This window comes from Spirochaetota bacterium, assembly GCA_026414805.1.
In the GTDB taxonomy this organism is placed as follows: domain Bacteria; phylum Spirochaetota; class UBA4802; order UBA4802; family UB4802; genus UBA4802.
Window position 1 is genome coordinate 1 of the sequence record JAOAIH010000042.1, and the last position, 17543, is coordinate 17543.

Sequence of the window (17543 nt, forward strand, 5' to 3'; positions counted from 1 at the left end):
AGATGTGTATAAGAGACAGATCCTATACAGTGGAATGCGTTTAAGCTTATAAATAAAACTGGTAGTTTTTTTGGCCCTGATGAAATGAATGTGTTTTTATCACTGATTGATACAATCACACCATTTGGAGCACAATGGAATAAAATTAAATCAGTTGAGTACGATAGCTCTGCAGAACACATCCATATTGAAAAGGTGCTCAACGTAATAGATGTTGGGGCAATCCGGAAAAAGAAATTTACCGTGGTTCTTGATTCGGTGAATGGAGCTGGCTCAATCATTACGCAAGAGCTTTTGAAGAAATTGGGGTGCAGGGTAATTCCCATACATTGTGATATGAGCACCGGTATTTTCCCTCGCGGAGCAGAACCTGTTGCAAAAAATCTAAAAGCATTGACACAGGCAGTAAAAGAACACAAAGCTGATATTGGCTTTGCACAGGATCCGGATGCTGATAGGCTTGCGATAGTAAATGAAAAAGGGCAACCTATTGGCGAAGAGCTTACCGTGACGCTTGCAGCAGTGCGTTGCCTTGAAAAAAGGAAAGGCCCTGTTGTAGTGAATATGTCAACTACCAAAGCCATTGAGGATGTGGCTTCCTATTATGGTGTTAGGGTGTATCGTGCGAAAGTTGGTGAGATACATGTGGTTGAAGCTATGAAACACCATAAGGCAGTGATAGGCGGAGAAGGTAACGGTGGGGTAATTTCTCCTGAGGTTCACTTTGGCAGGGACAGCCTTGTTGGGATTGCGTATTGCCTAGAACTTATGGCTCATCGCAGTGAGTCCATATCTCAGATTGTGGCAAAGCTGCCGGTGTATTATATGCACAAGGATACTATTGCTGTTAGCCAGGGATTTGATGCCGGAGCTATCGCCCAAAAAATCAAAGAACAGTATGCTGATGAACTAATCAATACTGTGGATGGCATACGTATAGATTTTGTCAAAAACAGTGAATTTAAAGGTGGTTGGGTGCATTTGCGACCTTCAAATACTGAGCCCATTTTCAGGATTATCGCAGAGGGGAAAACAAAAACTCAGCTTGAAGCTATAGTGAATACCTTTAAAAATGTAAGTAGCAGCGTATACATATAATTACTTGACAAAAATTAACCTGCCTCCGTAATACTATCGAAATCGAAATATTGCTCTATGTATAGGCTATGCATAGGTAGTTGTGGCACAGCACGTTAGTTTAACAACAAATTTGCATAAATTTTTTGAATTTTATATTGATTCTGGTATGTTGCTATATTAATTTCTATTGGGTTAGAGGAATGTTTGAACAACGAAGCTATTGTGGTGAATTAACGCTTGATGAAGTAGGTAAATCTGTTACACTGGCAGGTTGGGTTGACACAAAGCGCGATTTAGGTGGTATCATATTCATTGAATTGCGGGATGTTTCGGGGATTGTGCAGGTAGTTTTTGATGCTTCTAAAAATAATGAAGCGTATGCAAAAGCCGATAAAGTAAAAAATGAATACTGCATCCTTGTAACGGGTAAAGTAGCGAGGCGTACGGAGGATACTATCAATCCTAATCTTAAAACAGGTATGATAGAAGTTATTGCACAAGATATACGCATTTTGTCAGAATCAGAAGTGCCCCCCTTTCCTATTGATGTGTATACTAACCTCAATGAAGAAGTGCGACTTAAGTACCGTTATCTTGACCTGCGAAGGGCAGAGATGCAGCAGGCAATTATTGTACGCCATAAGGTTATGCAAGCAATACGGCAATATCTTACCAACAACAGATTTTTAGAGGTTGAAACTCCAATACTTAACAAATCCACACCAGAAGGAGCACGCGATTTCCTTGTACCAAGCCGTATCAACAGGGGCATGTTTTATGCGCTGCCGCAGTCGCCACAGCTTTTTAAACAAATTTTGATGATTTCTGGTTTTGATCGCTATTTTCAGATTGCAAAATGTTTCCGTGATGAGGACCTGCGCAATGATCGACAGCCTGAGTTTACACAGGTTGACTTAGAGATGTCGTTTGTAAATCCGCGTATGGTCATGGATATTATTGAGGGGCTCATTAAAGAAATAGTAATAGCAGTATTGAATAAAGAAATTACAACGCCATTTCCAGTACTGACGTATGATGAGGTTATGCAGCGCTATGGCAAGGATGCACCTGATACACGTTTTGGACTGGAACTTACAGACGTAACTGATATTTTTACCAATTCATCGTTTAATGTATTCAGGGCTGCTGTTGAAAATGGTGGAATTATTAAAGCGATAGTTGTTAATGATGAAGGCAAAATTTCCAGGGCAATGATTGATGAATACATTAATTATGTGCGTGCATTTAAGGCTCAGGGACTGCCAAGTGTACGCTATACTGGCACAGCATTTGAAACTGGTATTGCAAAATTTTTGAGCGATAGCGAAAAGCAAAAACTTATTGAGCGATTAAAGCTTAACTCTAATGCACTAATAATATTTTCATGTGATAAGCCAAAGATTGTAAATGATGCACTGGGCAACCTCAGAATTAAGATAGCCCAACAGCTTAACCTGATAGATGATAATAAATTGAATTTCCTGTGGGTGGTGGACTTTCCGCTACTGGAATATGATGCTGAGGAAGGCAGATACTATGCAATGCATCACCCATTTACAGCGCCAAAGCCTGAATGCGAGCCGTTGCTTGATACAATAACACCTCAGACAACCGGTGCCATTAAAGCACAGGCATATGACATAGTATTAAATGGTGTTGAAATTGGTGGTGGCTCAATTAGAATAAACCGGACATCTTTGCAAAAGAAGATGTTTGGCATTCTTGGCATTTCTGAGGATGAGGCAAAAGTTAAGTTTTCATTTTTGCTTGATGCACTGAAGTATGGTGCTCCGCCTCATGGTGGTATTGCGTTAGGGTTGGACCGAATTTTGATGCTTTTGTTAAAGCGCAATTCCATACGCGATGTAATAGCATTCCCAAAAACACAAAAGGGGCAGTGCCTCATGAGCGAAGCTCCATCGCCGGTAAGTGCAGAGCAACTAAAAGAGCTATCTATCAAGGTGGTTGAATTATAATGGTTGATACAAAATTTGAAATTGATGACATATCAATTTATAAACGAATCTGCGGGTATAAAGACAAAAATATTAAAGCAATTGAAAAGCTTCTGGATGTGAAGATAATCCCCCGTGGCAATACCCTGATTGTTGAAGCGTCAGGTGATAATGCAGCAAAAGCAATGCAACTGTTACATCTTATGGGTGATTATTTATGTATGCGTGATTCGCTGTATGAGTTTGATGACTTTGATATACGCTATCTTGCCCTTTCAATCAATCAGGGTATTAAGGTTGATGCTGATGAAATCAACAGGTTGAAGATTGTAATACCCGAAACAGGGAAAACCATAGTCCCTAAAACAATCAACCAGGCAAACTATATGTCTGCAATCCACAAAAGCCCAATTACAATTTCCATTGGGCCGGCAGGTACTGGGAAAACGTATCTTGCTGTTGCAGTTGGCGTGAAGTTTTTGCTGACGGGCAGAGTGGAGCGCATCATTTTAACACGACCGGCTGTTGAAGCTGGTGAAAGCTTGGGCTATCTACCCGGAGACTTTATTCAAAAGATTAATCCTTACCTTAGACCTCTCTATGATGCTCTGTTTGATATTCTACCATACGAGAGAATTTCAAAATACATGGAAAAAGGAATTATTGAGATAGCACCGTTAGCGTATATGCGCGGACGTACACTCAACAAGGCATTTATCATACTTGATGAGGCACAGAATACTACTTCTTCGCAGATGAAGATGTTTTTAACACGGCTTGGTAATAGTTCAAAAATGGTAATATCAGGAGATATCACCCAGATTGACCTGGAAAAGCCACGACAATCAGGTTTACGTGCTGCACAGAAAATCCTTCAAGGCATTGAAGAGATTACCTTCATTGAATTTTCCAAAGAGGACATCTGCCGACATCCAATAGTTGAAAAAATTATTGCAGCGTATGAAAAACATGCTGAATAATACTTTCCGGTTACTGATATGTTAAATTCATTTCTGGTATTTAAAAGAGGTATACAGTTTGCTTTTAAGAAAAAAAGCCTTAAAGCTTCATTCATATATACATTAATAGTTATTATTACGGCTACTGTTCTTCTGACTTTAAACAGGATAGGTACTACCTATAGTTATCAGGCAGGAGATATAGCACGTGAGGATATCCGTGCCCCCATGACAATAGAATATCCAGTTGCAATTGAAACTGAAATTGAGAAAAACCGTATTGCCGAAGCGTTGCCTGCAATCTTTGATCTTAATGAAGCAATTGTAGAAGATAAGCTTAAAATAAGCAATATGCTGTGCGAAGCAGTGATAAAAGTTAAACAACAGATGCCCGATACCAATCCTTTGAAGCAGGTTCTATTGCTGAGGACAATGTTGCCCGATTACCTGCAGTATTCAGATAAAGTGTTAATGGGGCTGTTACAGTATGATGAGCAGCTTTTGCACCGAGACATGAATAAGATTTTATTGCAAATATACAATAACGGCATCCTGGAAAAACCGTATGATAACCCCTTACGGTTGCAATCAAAATATGTTATTGTAAGAGTAGTGGGAAGTGCAGCTGAAGTGAAGGAAAAGCAGTTGAGTGTAGATGCGCTCTATGACATGAAAAAGATACAATCATTGGTGCCCGTCATAACCAGAGACATCCTCAGCAAGCCATCAAATGATGTGGTCAATGCAGTAAGCTCGGTAATTATCAGTTTGGTGCAACCCAATCTCTTTTATAACGAAGAAGAAACAAAAAGACGAATTGAGGATGCTGTGCAGTCAGTGAAACCTGTTATGCGTGTGATAAAAAAAGGACAATCCATCGCACGTGAGGGTGATACTATCACTGAGGACATGCTGCAGAAAATTAATATCATAAATAAGAATGCTAGATTTTCTGGTACGGGCTTTATTGTTGGATTGCTGCTTATACAGTTAGGTTTTTTAGTAATATTTGGATATTTTCTTATTACTTACTATAGCAATCTGGTTGTTGATAATAAAATGCCATTAATAGTATTTACAATAGTTATGGCATTTATTTTTATTGCGTTCTTTGTGGCTCGATGGCAAGGCAGGGCCTTTGAAGGGTTATTTTTTCCGCTTCTTTTGCCCATACCGCTTGTTACTATGTTACTTGCAATTATGTATAATATGCACATTGCCATGTTAATTGGTGTATACATGGTATTTTTTGTTGCAATGATTACAAAAGGTGATTTTACTGCTTTGCTTCTTTCATTCAGTTCTGCTTTGTCGGGTGTGTTTGTGGTTGGTGATGTTGAGCGCCGCTCTGATTTTCTAAGAGGTGGCGTTACGCTGGGCCTTATCAATTCGGTGATAGTTATTGCTGTTGGATTGATGCAGGAGATGCAATTCAGTAGTATTGCAAATAATATTGGCCTTGCTTTTATCTCAGGTATTATTAATGCCATCATTGTATTTGGTGTATTTCCCGTGTATGAAAATCTGTTTGGTGTTACCACAAAGTTTAAGTTACTGGAGCTATCGGACTTAAATGCACCTATATTCAGGGAAATGCTCATAAAAGCTCCTGGAACTTATAACCATTCGTTGATGGTGGCAACACTTGCTGAATCAGCATGCAAAGAAATTGGTGCCAATGCATTACTGGCACGAGTTGGTGGATACTACCATGATATAGGGAAAATACAGGATGCTAATTTTTATATTGAAAATAAAGTAACTGACCCGCGCGCAAAGGATATGTCAGCCCTTGAGTATTGTAAATTAATTATCTCACATGTTGAAAAAGGAGTGGAACTTGCACGCAAAAATAACCTGCCTGAGATGGTTATTGATTTTATAAAAGAGCATCATGGTCAGACAGTGATGACATATTTTTATCATCAGGCACTTGAGGAAGGAAGTACAAACGGGAACAGTATACAGAAAAGTGATTTTCAGTATCCCGGACCAAAGCCGCATACCCGTGAAACAGCAATAGTGATGCTGGCTGATGCAATTGAAGCAGCTTCCCGCTCAATTCAGGAACCTACCATGGAAAAACTGGATACGCTGGTAAAAAGGATAATCTATAACAGGCTCAATGAGGGTGACCTAGAAAGAGCTGATATTAATATGAATGAATTGAATAAGATTCATAATGCATTTGTACAGGTATTACAGGGTATTTTCCATTCGCGCATTGAGTACCCAACCAAAGAAGCCATAGACCGATTGGAGCAAAAATCATCCAATGGCAATAAAGGTTAATGTAGAAATTGAACATGTAACTTTACCTAAAAGTATTGCTTCATTGTGTAAAAAAAATATTGTGGCTATACTGCACTATCTACATATTGATAATGTTGTTGTAACATTGATATTTACCAATGATGAGGCGATAGCTCAAATAAACAGTACTTACCGTAAAAAAAAAGGACCAACTGATGTTATATCCTTTGCCTATCGTGAAGCACCAATGCCAAGTGTTTGCACAGAAGAATATTTAGGTGATATCTTCATATCGCTTGAAACTGCTCAAAAGCAGGCAACAGAATATGGCATAACGCTAAAAGAAGAATTGCAAAGGTTGGTAGTTCACGGTGTATTGCACATTCTTGGGTATGATCATGAGAAGTCTGCATATAAAAAAAAGATAATGCAGAAAAAAGAAAAAGATATTTTGGATAAAATCCAATCAAAAAATCTGGCTAAAAAAAGTAAGTAAATATATGCAGCTACCATAAAAAGTAGTTTTATATACATTATAAATACTACTTAATATGATAGACCGTACTTTGGTAATTAATTTTTAATAATTGGTTCAATCATCTTTAATAGTTCATTTGCCAATGTTTCATTATATTGAGCAACTTCTTTTTCCAGTTGTGGAATATTAGTGCCCTTTTTACATGAACTGAAGTAAAACTTAATTTTTGGTTCTGTACCTGAAGGGCGCATGGTTAATCTGGCACCATTTTCCAGAGTAAACTGCAGCACATCAGATGAAGGCAAGTCCACAGTGGTAGTTTTGCCGTCAGTTAAATCAGTGAGTATACCCTGCTTAACATCAAGGATTGAATGTACTCTTGTTTGAGCAAATTGTGTTGGTGGATTGTTTCTGAAATGCCTCATTATGGATTCTATTTTTTGAATACCTTCAACACCTTTCAATGTCAGTGAAACTAACTTTTCACCATAATAACCAAAACGGGAATATATCTCATACAAAAAGTCTTTGAGTGATTTTTTCTGTGTATAAAGCCAGTGTGCCATCTCAGCAAAGAAGTAGCAGGAGCTTACTGCATCCTTATCGCGCACAAAATCAAGTGGCAGATAGCCATAGCTTTCTTCTCCACCAAAAATAAACGTACGCCAACCTTCATAATCCTTCATCTTTTTTGCAATCCATTTGAATCCGGTCAAAACATTTTCAATGGTGACATTAAAATAATTTGCAATTTCTTGCTGGAGGTCAGTGGTGACAATTGTTTTAACCACAAATCCATTTTCTGGAAGTCTGTTTTGCTCTCTCAGACGCAAAAGAATATAATATAAAAGCATACTGCCTATCTGATTTCCATTAATGAGAACATACTGTCCGTTATCATCTTTAAATGCAACGCCCATACGATCAGCATCAGGGTCAGTTGCCAGCACTATATCAGCATTAATGCGTTGTGCAAGTTCAATAGCCATTGTAAGCGCTTCAGGTTCCTCCGGGTTGGGTGATTTCACTGTTGGGAAATCTCCATTGGGTATAGCCTGCTTCTCAACAATATGGACATTGGCAAATCCAAATGTTGCAAGGATGCGCGGTACTATTCGGTATCCTGTCCCGTGTAGCGGAGTATATACAATATGTATGGGCGATAGCTCATCTGATTTGAATCGCACACGGGAAAGCTTCTCAGCATACACATCTATAATTTCATCTCCCACTGTAAGGATCATATTTTGAGCTATCGCATCATTAAAATCCATTTTTTTAATTTGTGTGATATCCTGAATTTTTGCCACTTCTTCAATTATTTCTTTGTCCTGCGGTGGCACAACCTGACCACCATCATCCCAGTACACCTTATAACCGTTGTATTCGGGCGGATTGTGGCTGGCTGTGATGACAATACCAGCTGTGGCCTGAAAATGGCGTATTGCAAATGAACAGATGGGTGTAGGCATGATATCCTTAAAAAGATATACTTTGATTCCATTTGCGGCTAAAATGCTTGCAGCTTCTTTTGAAAATACATCGGACATTCTCCGCGAGTCGTAGGCTATCACCACACCTTTTGCAGCATTGCCTTTTTGTACAATGTAGTTTGCAAGTCCCTGTGTTGCCATACCAACAGTGTATATGTTCATTCTGTTTGTACCGGCACCAATAATGCCTCGCAAACCACCAGTACCAAACTCTAATGATGTGTAAAAGCGCTCGTAGAGTTCTTTCTCATTCTTCTGTTCAACAAGCTGTGTCACTTCATGTATAGTGGCGTCATCAAATGGTGGTTTTTGCCACTGTTCTATTCTTTTTTGAATGATGCTGTCCATAGTTGCTGTCTCCTTAAATTATGGTATTGCTAGAATATTTTACACTATTACCCTGATGGGGGTCAATAGTAATATAAGAATAGTATAATGATAATTTCTTACAATACTATTTATTTATCCATATTTGAAAAGCAAATAATAATAAAAAACAAGGTGCACCACAAAACAATGTGTAGATTATCTATTTGAAGTTGCAATACAAATTTTAAGAATAGAATTTTTAATATGTTCATTGTGAAAAAATGATAAGAAGTATGATGGATTAATTTTTATGCTTGAATTTTTTATAAATTATATTTTTGATGTAGCGTTGAGAATAAATAAAAAAAATACTTTGGAAGAGGAATGTATGAACATTGAAACCACCACCTGCATTTCCTATAAACATCTTGAGATTTGTAAATTGCATGCTAAAAAACATGGCATGTCACTACGCACATTTTTATCTTCGCTCATAAGTTTTGCTGCTCAGCATAAAAAGATTCATGTTAGGTATTTTAAACAAGTTAAATATAGAGCCAAGAGTGGAGGTGATTGGAGCCGGCTGCATCTGGTATTATATGATGATGAGTATGAATTTTTTATGGATGTAAAGAAATTGTGGAAGATGTCGCTGGCTTTAGTGATTGAGTTTTGTTTAGATAATGTATTATATGAATTTTTACAATTTCTAACAAAAGCAGAAGAGGATGACGATTACTATACCGATAACTATCGATATAAAGGGTATACATTTGAGACGGGGATAGAAGAAGAAATATTTTTCTATAAACTTTACTGGGGGCCCCACCCAGAATTACTTAAAAAAGCATCAATTTTTTAACAATACTATTTAAAATTCTAACTACGCACTACAAATACAATATGGCACAGTATATGGCATTTCCCTGCCACAGTAAGAGAGTAATGTAATAAATAAATTTCATTGAAAGATTTATTGCTATGAATATTATAGGTATATTTATTTTTTATATGATATATTATATGCAGCTATTGCCTTATGGAAACTATTATAAAAAAAGTGTACACATTTATAACAGACAATAACCTCATAGTTTGTGGCGATAGAGTGCTTGTAGCAGCTTCTGCTGGCAAAGATTCCATGGCACTATTGCATATACTATTTGCTCTGAAAAGTAAACTTAATTTCACGATTACGGTGTACCATCTTGATCACATGGTTCGCGGACAGGAGTCTTTTGACGATCTTCTCTTTGTACTTGCGCAAGCTTCACGATATGGAATTCCTGCAATTTTAGAACGATATGATTTTAACAACCGTAGGCAAAAGGGTAAAAGTTTTGAACAGCAGGCACGTGAATATCGGTATGAGCGACTTAAGTCAATAGCAAATGATTATGGTTATACTAAAATTGCAACAGCACATACAAAAAACGACCAGGTTGAAACCTTACTGATGCGTATATTTCAGGGAACAGGTCTGCAAGGCTTACAGGGCATAACAGTTCACAGGGAAAATATAGTAAGGCCGCTTCTTGTACTAACACAGCAGGAAGTATATGATTATCTTCAGTGTAACCAACTGTTGTATCGCCATGACAGTACTAACGATGATGAGTATTACCTCAGGAATTATATTCGCCATACAATTATTCCTGTTATAAAGGAGCGTTTCCCGCACTTTGATAATGCGCTTGTAAATCTTGGTAAACAGGCACATGATGCTATCCAGAGTATCAATCATCTGATGATGCAGTTGCATCCTGAATGTACTCAGGTTTTCCCTCATTACATACAGGTTGAGGAAAAAGCAATTTCTAGCAGTGAGTATCTGTTTAAGTTTTTTTGTGCATATATCATCAGTAACTATCTCAAAAAATATGTTGATACCAATATTCTTGACGCAGTATATCATGCTCATTTCTCAAAGAAAAAAAATTGTACACTGTTTGAAGGAAAAGGTGTGTATATTTACAGGCGCTATCGCCATGCCAATTCATTTTTGCTTTTTTGTGCTGAACCTTTAATAGTGGGCGATAGTAACTATGAATATATTCTCCCTATAGGACAAACTGTTACAATAAAAGAAGCAGGTATTACTATTGCGTGTGAGATAACTGAATCAGTGAATATGCAACAATCTGAAAGCCAATCGCTTATTTTGCGATATACTGGATGTGATCATATTGTTATAAGAAATAGAAGAACAGGCGATGCTTTTATCAGTAAAGCAGGCAGGCGATCTCTAAAACGATTATATATTGACTACAAACTAACACCCGAACAGAAAAAGAAGGTACCGCTTATTGTAATAGATAACAAAATAGCTGCAGTGTTACGTAATGTAGTAATGCAACAAAAACCTGCAATTTCGTTGCTATTTTTGCCTGAAAAAGCTCAAAAAATGCTTGTTATCCGTTACTGGTTTCATAATAATGTGTAGAAATTATACATTGTGCAATAAAACAGTCTTCTGCTTCTCCTTTAGGAAAAGAGAGGCCTGTCACAATAAAAATATTTGAGTATTTCAGTAATTGTAGTATCTTGTAAGTAAAGGCTACTTTTAAATATATGTTCAACTTCTTGATTAATTACAGATAACCACGGGAGATTATATGAATAAAGCTGCTAAACAGGTTGCTCTTCTTTTGCTGATAGCGCTGCTTGCTATCGCCATATTCAGAATGAATGATATGAATACCCAAAAAGTTGAGCAACTTCAATATAGTGATTTCATAAAAAAAGTATATGAAAACAAAGTTAAATCGGTTACGATAGTTAATGGCAAAAAGATTGAAGGCACTTTCACTAAGGGTGACAAGGTGTATCTATTTGAAACTGTCATACCATACCAGGACCCTGATTTAATTAAGACACTCATTAATAACAAAGTTGAAATTAAAGGCGAAGAGGTTGATGACAATCTCTTCTGGAAAGGACTGCTTAATTTTTTGCCATGGCTGCTTTTCTTTGGGTTTATCTGGTTTTTTATGATCCGCCAGATTCAGTCCACTGGCAACAAGGCAATGAGCTTTGGAAAAGTAAGGGCAAAATTACAGCCTGAGACAAAGAATAAAGTGACATTTGCTGATGTGGCAGGTGTTGATGAGGCAAAAGTTGAATTGCAGGAAATCATTGAATTCTTAAAAGACCCTAAAAAATTTATCACTATTGGTGCAAAAATCCCTAAGGGGGTACTGTTAGTTGGACCTCCGGGCACAGGAAAGACGCTGCTTGCCCGTGCCGTTGCGGGTGAAGCTGGTGTGCCATTTTTCTCAATCAGCGGTTCAGATTTTGTGGAAATGTTTGTGGGAGTTGGTGCATCTCGTGTTAGAGACCTTTTTGATCAGGGAAAACGAAATGCTCCGTGTATCATATTTATTGATGAGATAGATGCTGTTGGTAGGCTTCGCGGTGCTGGGCTTGGTGGCGGACACGATGAACGTGAGCAGACGCTGAATCAGCTTCTTGTTGAAATGGATGGCTTTGAGACCAATGAAGGTGTTATTATAATAGCTGCAACCAACAGACCTGATGTGCTTGACCCAGCGTTGCTCCGACCAGGACGTTTTGACCGACAGGTTGTGGTTGATATACCTGATATTAAGGGAAGGGAAAAGATTCTGGCAGTCCATACACGTAAGATTCCATTGGCAAAGGATGTTGATTTAAAGGTAATTGCTCGCGGTACGCCCGGTTTTACCGGTGCTGATCTAGCCAACCTGGTAAATGAAGCAGCACTGCTTGCTGCACGGCGCAATAAAAAGCGTGTTACCATGCTTGAAATGGAGGATGCCAAGGATAAAGTCCTAATGGGTCCAGAGCGTAAGTCAGTACTCATATCTGCAGAGGAAAAGAAGGTTATTGCCTATCATGAAGCAGGGCATGCACTGTTGGGTATTCTAACGGGTGCTGACCCTGTGCACAAAGTTACAGTCATTCCACGGGGGAGGGCATTGGGATTAACCATGCATTTGCCCAAAGAAGAACGCCATCTGCATAACAGGGAATACTGGCTTAACCAGATTACAATTTTGTTTGGCGGCCATGTTGCAGAAAAATTAAAATTTGGACAGGTGACAACTGGCTCCAGCAATGATATTGAGCGAGCTACTGATATAGCACGCCGTATGGTGTGTGAATGGGGCATGAGTGAAACATTAGGACCGCTTGCTTTTGGAAAGAAGACTGAACAGATATTTTTAGCACGTGAGATAGCTCAGCATAGGGATTACAGTGAGCAGACGGCGCAGCTTATTGATAAAGAGGTCCATGATATAGTTACCAGTTGTCGTGATAGAGCTATTAAGCTAATAGAAGAAAACAAAGATAAATTTGAGCTGATTGCAACAAACCTTATAGAACGTGAAACGCTAAATGCTGAGGAAATTGAACTTTTAATGAAAGGTGAGCAATTGCCTGCTATTCACAATGGCGAAAATTCTGAGCCCGAAGAAGAACCTAAACTTGAAAAGATGAAAAAGAAAACAACGCAGAAACCTTTATTGGATGATAAAGAAGTAATTCCAACATAACAAGTTTGGGGTTTGTATGATAGATGATGAACTGGACAGAATATTGCAGGATATTGATAGCGAGAAAGATTTTACTGTTCAGAAATCTCCTGGAAAGCATTTTAAAGAAGTCACGTTTGAAAATGAACATGATGAAATAGTACATGAAGTACCCTTACCAGAAAAAAAAGATGTATCAGAAGTAACAAAGTTTTTCAAACGCGGATTATCTAACGGAATACACAGACATGTTGAGCTTGCAAAACTATTACGTTCACGTCTGGATATTGCTGAGGTTCCTGAACAAGTAGTACCTGTTATTAAGAAATCATCATATTCAATATTTAAAATTATTGAAGATATTGAGATCCTTACAGATAAATTTATTAGTGAAATAAATGAAGCAAGTTTACGGAGAAAAGCAACCAAAGATTTTCCACTTTATTTTCCCGATGATTATCCCGATGATAACAGGCTGGATTTTATTGTGCTTAAGGAAATATATATACTGTTGCGTGCATTTAGCAGCCTTGTAAAAAAAGATTGGAGCGAGCTGGAAAAGCAATCCGCAGTGTTTAATTTTACTGAGGGTGGAAAGCAGCTTGCTTTGGCGCTGAATGATATTATTGTTGAAGGAAACAGTCTTTGTAAGGCCACTGATATATTACTTGAATTAATAGCTCACCATTTAGGCTTGCTTTCATTTCATTATAACTTGTCAGATGTTGATATACGATCAAAATTAAGGTTTAATGAATATAAATCCTACACATTGCAGAGTATATTGAATGAAATTGATTCATCGCAAACAAAAAACGAATTGGAGGTAGCTCCAAAGGATTTGGAATTTGATTCGTATGCACAACTTGGAGAACTTACAAAAAAACACATTGATACAAGCAGCTTAAGCAAGCATAGTGATAATGATGAGCACATACACAAGCCTCATGTAAGTAGTGTCCAAAATGAAACCATAGTCCCTTTTACTGTAAAAGGGGCAAAAGCATGGAATACTCGTGAACCGTATATTCTCCCGGTAGATGTAAATGTATATAACATTGAAAATGATGATCTTTTATATTTGGTCTATTATACAAAATCACAGTTATCAGAAGAACAGATCAAATCAGAATTACGGAGAGCTTTATTAAAATTAACTATCGACAAAGAAAAATACGATATTGTTGAAGATTATATTGAATTTCTTAATAAAAAAATTGTATCAATTTTACACGAAAGTATTGATTATTTTCAGATTCCTGAAAATGACCAATGGCTGTATTATTATCATTTGGGACCACACACTATTTGCCGTTTGCTTATTGCTGATATTCAGATGACAGGTGAAGGGTACTGTTTTAGTTCCAGGGATGGGAAGAAGATAAAAAAATTAGTACCGTATGAATATATAAAAACAATTGTTTTGGAATGGTGTGAGAATAACGTAAATAATAGAGACCTGCCGTTTGACAGCGTTAATGCTCTGGATTTAATACGAAGACAAGTTTCAAAAAAATATTTTTCTGAAATAGATGAGTTTGTTGCAAAAATTGATGCCTACCTGGGAACATTAAATCCTGATACGCTGAAAAAACTAGACCGCAAATCATTTATAAAGCAAAAAGCTTTGCAGGTTTATAATCAAAAACAGATAATAGTATTCAATCGGTTTATCGATAGAACTATTTTTAAGTAAAATGAAGGAATTGTATGTTTGAGGTCAAGCTATATAAAGGTGATGAAAATTTTAAAAAAATTCTGGATAGGAATAATATCCCAGTTGATATTTATAATCTAAAAGCAGCGATATTAGGCGTTCAAGCTTCGGCAGGAAGTATCACACTATTATCACTTGCAAAAGATTTTTTTAATGACAAAGTATTGGCAAACAGGGAAGTAGCAGATCAACTGGAATCGTTGTGGTTTTACCTGTTACGTTTGCAGCGATTTGATGACAATGAAATTGAACAACCTGATTTTAACAATAAAACACGTGGTGCATACACAGCGTATGTTTTGGCTAATATCATGCGCGCTGAAACATTTTTAAAGTATCTTTCCACAGGTCAGATTGATGAGATGCGGAACAATGAGAAGGTCAACAAGATATATTCAATTTTTGTTGGTAATGTCAATCTTCTTAAAGCTTTAGTTGTTAGTATGGAAGAAAAGTGGTCAGAAGATGATTTTGCCAATGATACCACTTTCCTTAAAAAATTAACTGGTTTTGTGCGAGTTATGTGGGATACGCAATTAGCATTAAAGGAACACGCAAAGATTTTTAATCTTCAGAAAATGAATAATAAAAATATTATTAATGCTATCCAGCAACAAACTGGAACTCAAATTGGCCGTAACGATCCATGTCCCTGCGGCAGCGGCAAAAAATATAAAAACTGTTGTGGTAAATAATGGATTACGAAAGCAGTGCCAGTATGTGTTTTTTTCGTAGTCCCTCAAGTATATTCATTGCATGTGTACGCTTAATATTTTCAAATATTGCAGGGATATTGTTTAATTTTTCTACCTGGTTTTTTGCTTCTTCCCGTGCTAGGCTGATAAGTTCAAAATCATTGACAGGATCAGCAAATTCAAACGCAATGCCTTGCCCATGTTGACGTGTGCCAATAAATTCTCCAGCACCGCGCATTTTTAAGTCCTCCTCTGCTATGACAAACCCGTCATCAGTTGAAGTTATTATATTAATACGCTGCAGGCTTTCGTTTGGAATGTCATCAGGGTAAATCAATACGCAGAACGATTGATATTGACCACGGCCTACACGCCCTCGCAACTGATGAAGCTGTGAAAGCCCAAACCGTTCAGCATGTTCTATGACGATAATTGAAGCATTTGCAACATCAATTCCTACTTCAATTACTGTTGTACTCACAAGCATATCAATTTTGTGATTATTAAAATCTTGCATGATTTTTTCTTTTTCTTCATTTGGTAATTTTCCATGGAGTAACGCAATGTGTTTTGTTGGGAATCGTTTTACTAAATGCTGGTATGTTGCAGTTGCTGATTTTAAATCCAGCTTTTCAGAATCTTCAATTAATGGTAAAACATAGTATACCTGTCTTCCCTCATTCATGTATTTTTCCAGCGATCGGTATACAGCTTCTAGTTTTGATGTTGGGAAAGAAAGTGTGGTAATAGGTATTCTATTGGCTGGTTTTTGTTTTATTATTGAAATATCTAAATCGCCATAAAGTGTAAGCGATAGTGACCGGGGAATGGGCGTTGCTGTCATAACCAAAAGGTCAGGCATATAGCCTTTGTTGCGCAAGGTAGCACGCTGATTGACGCCAAAGCGATGTTGTTCATCGATAATGATGAATCCTAAATTTGCAAACTTTACTGATTCTTGAATCAGGGCATGAGTACCAATGATGATGTTGATTGTACCTTTATGTAATTCGGAGAGAATTTCCTTGCGTTGTGGTGCAGGAATTGAACCGGTAAGCAGTGCTATGTGTATTGATTCAGGTACAAATTTTTTAAACGTGGCATAATGCTGTTGTGCAAGTATTTCTGTTGGTGCCATAAACGCGACCTGTTGTCCACGACTTACCACCGCAATACTTGCGATCATTGAAACCACTGTTTTACCTGAACCAACATCCCCCTGTAGTAAACGGTTCATTGGGAAATCAGCATTCAGATCGTTGATTATTTCGTTTATAGCATTAATCTGGTCATCGGTAAGAGTAAATGGTAGCGTGCGCATGAATTCTTTATATACTGAATCATTAATTGCGGGCTTTTTATGTGTGCTTGTTTCCCTGATGTATTGTCGTGAAAGGTGCAGGTAGTATTGCAGGAAAAAGAGTTCATTGAATGCTAACCGTAATCGAGCTTTATGTGCTTCATCCATGTTAGCAGGAAAGTGGATCTGCTGTATAGCCTGTGATAGTGGCATGAGGTTTAGCCGGCTAATCATTTCAAAATCAAATGGTTCTTGAATGTGCTGGTGTGCCAGTTCAAGTGCACTGTGAATAATCTTTCTGAACACACGTGAGTTAAATCCATTAGATCTGAGTGTTTCAGTTGAGGGGTAAATTGGAACTATCCTGCCTGTGTGTAATGCGTCAGAGCTATCGCCAATAAAATCATACTCCGGATGGACTATTTGCTTTGTGTTGTAATAATCAACCTTGCCAGAAAAAAGTACCACATCACCGGGTTCAAAAAGCTTGATAAAATACTGAATGCCGCCAAAAAATACTCCCGACAATGTATCGCTACCATCACCAATCACAACTTCAAGAAATTTGCGCCGATGTCCTGAAATTTTAACCTGCTTTACAATTCCAGTCACTGTTACAAAATCATTCACAAAACAATCCTTAATTTTCTTTGTATTGGAGCGGTCAATATATTTCCGTGGAAGGAAATAGAGCAGGTCCTCTACAGTTTCAATGCCAAGCTCCTGCTTTAAAAGCTGTGCGCGCTTTGGGCCTATGCCTTTTATGTATTGAATATTCTGATCAAGCACG

12 protein-coding genes are annotated in these 17543 nt (G+C 37.6%); 10 read left to right on the forward strand and 2 right to left on the reverse strand.

All coding sequences use genetic code 11. The features are described from left to right. The first annotated feature begins 90 nt into the window (after positions 1-90). The 5 genes from N3F66_09520 to ybeY all read left to right on the forward strand — a co-directional run bounded on the left by N3F66_09520 (position 91) and on the right by ybeY (position 6743). A complete protein-coding gene (locus N3F66_09520) occupies positions 91-1098 on the forward strand; it encodes a phosphoglucosamine mutase (GenBank protein ID MCX8124390.1) in 1008 nt (335 codons plus the stop codon). 182 nt (positions 1099-1280) lie between these two features. Then, positions 1281-3056: an aspartate--tRNA ligase gene (aspS, locus tag N3F66_09525; protein MCX8124391.1), complete on the forward strand. Its 1776-nt coding sequence runs from the start codon at positions 1281-1283 to the stop codon at positions 3054-3056. Continuing rightward, the gene (locus tag N3F66_09530; GenBank protein ID MCX8124392.1) at positions 3056-4015 is read left to right on the forward strand and encodes a PhoH family protein; all 960 of its coding nucleotides are present in this window, start codon (positions 3056-3058) and stop codon (positions 4013-4015) included. The genes aspS and N3F66_09530 overlap by 1 nt, the downstream gene beginning before the upstream one ends. 18 nt (positions 4016-4033) lie before the next feature. Further along, positions 4034-6286: an HDIG domain-containing protein gene (locus N3F66_09535; protein MCX8124393.1), complete on the forward strand. Its 2253-nt coding sequence runs from the start codon at positions 4034-4036 to the stop codon at positions 6284-6286. Continuing rightward, positions 6270-6743, forward strand: coding sequence for an rRNA maturation RNase YbeY (gene ybeY / locus N3F66_09540; protein MCX8124394.1), 474 nt, complete (start codon positions 6270-6272; stop codon positions 6741-6743). The genes N3F66_09535 and ybeY overlap by 17 nt, the downstream gene beginning before the upstream one ends. A 77-nt stretch (positions 6744-6820) precedes the next feature. Here ybeY and N3F66_09545 read toward each other — a convergent pair whose 3' ends face one another. Continuing rightward, on the reverse strand, positions 6821-8566 hold the full coding sequence (locus N3F66_09545; protein MCX8124395.1) for a phospho-sugar mutase: 1746 nt from the start codon (positions 8564-8566) through the stop codon (positions 6821-6823). A gap of 349 nt (positions 8567-8915) precedes the next feature. Here N3F66_09545 and N3F66_09550 point away from each other — a divergent pair, with 349 nt between their 5' ends. The 5 genes from N3F66_09550 to N3F66_09570 all read left to right on the forward strand — a co-directional run bounded on the left by N3F66_09550 (position 8916) and on the right by N3F66_09570 (position 15453). Beyond that, positions 8916-9389, forward strand: a complete 474-nt coding sequence (locus N3F66_09550) for a hypothetical protein (GenBank protein MCX8124396.1) — start codon at positions 8916-8918, stop codon at positions 9387-9389. Between the two features lie 177 nt (positions 9390-9566). Then, positions 9567-10970 (forward strand): tRNA lysidine(34) synthetase TilS, encoded by a 1404-nt coding sequence (gene tilS / locus N3F66_09555; protein ID MCX8124397.1) that lies wholly within the window; start codon positions 9567-9569, stop codon positions 10968-10970. Positions 10971-11142: 172 nt separating this feature from the next. Further along, positions 11143-13062: an ATP-dependent zinc metalloprotease FtsH gene (gene ftsH / locus N3F66_09560; GenBank protein MCX8124398.1), complete on the forward strand. Its 1920-nt coding sequence runs from the start codon at positions 11143-11145 to the stop codon at positions 13060-13062. A gap of 16 nt (positions 13063-13078) precedes the next feature. Further along, complete coding sequence (locus N3F66_09565) at positions 13079-14737, forward strand: hypothetical protein (GenBank protein ID MCX8124399.1); 1659 nt, start codon at positions 13079-13081, stop codon at positions 14735-14737. A gap of 14 nt (positions 14738-14751) precedes the next feature. Continuing rightward, complete coding sequence (locus N3F66_09570; GenBank protein ID MCX8124400.1) at positions 14752-15453, forward strand: SEC-C metal-binding domain-containing protein; 702 nt, start codon at positions 14752-14754, stop codon at positions 15451-15453. Between the two features lie 4 nt (positions 15454-15457). Here the strand turns inward: N3F66_09570 and recG are convergent, their stop codons facing one another. Beyond that, positions 15458-17542, reverse strand: a complete 2085-nt coding sequence (recG, locus tag N3F66_09575; GenBank protein MCX8124401.1) for an ATP-dependent DNA helicase RecG — start codon at positions 17540-17542, stop codon at positions 15458-15460. Between the last annotated feature and the right edge of the window lies 1 nt (position 17543).

What these genes read in the sequence shown, in the direction of transcription:
- N3F66_09565 (MCX8124399.1), top strand. Translation starts at nt 13,079, where the DNA reads ATGATAGATGATGAACTGGACAGAATATTGCAGGATATTGATAGCGAG.
- ybeY (MCX8124394.1), top strand. Translation starts at nt 6,270, where the DNA reads ATGGCAATAAAGGTTAATGTAGAAATTGAACATGTAACTTTACCTAAA.
- tilS (MCX8124397.1), top strand. Translation starts at nt 9,567, where the DNA reads ATGGAAACTATTATAAAAAAAGTGTACACATTTATAACAGACAATAAC.
- aspS (MCX8124391.1), top strand. Translation starts at nt 1,281, where the DNA reads ATGTTTGAACAACGAAGCTATTGTGGTGAATTAACGCTTGATGAAGTA.
- N3F66_09535 (MCX8124393.1), top strand. Translation starts at nt 4,034, where the DNA reads ATGTTAAATTCATTTCTGGTATTTAAAAGAGGTATACAGTTTGCTTTT.
- N3F66_09570 (MCX8124400.1), top strand. Translation starts at nt 14,752, where the DNA reads ATGTTTGAGGTCAAGCTATATAAAGGTGATGAAAATTTTAAAAAAATT.
- ftsH (MCX8124398.1), top strand. Translation starts at nt 11,143, where the DNA reads ATGAATAAAGCTGCTAAACAGGTTGCTCTTCTTTTGCTGATAGCGCTG.
- N3F66_09550 (MCX8124396.1), top strand. Translation starts at nt 8,916, where the DNA reads ATGAACATTGAAACCACCACCTGCATTTCCTATAAACATCTTGAGATT.
- N3F66_09545 (MCX8124395.1), bottom strand. Translation starts at nt 8,566, where the DNA reads ATGGACAGCATCATTCAAAAAAGAATAGAACAGTGGCAAAAACCACCA.
- N3F66_09530 (MCX8124392.1), top strand. Translation starts at nt 3,056, where the DNA reads ATGGTTGATACAAAATTTGAAATTGATGACATATCAATTTATAAACGA.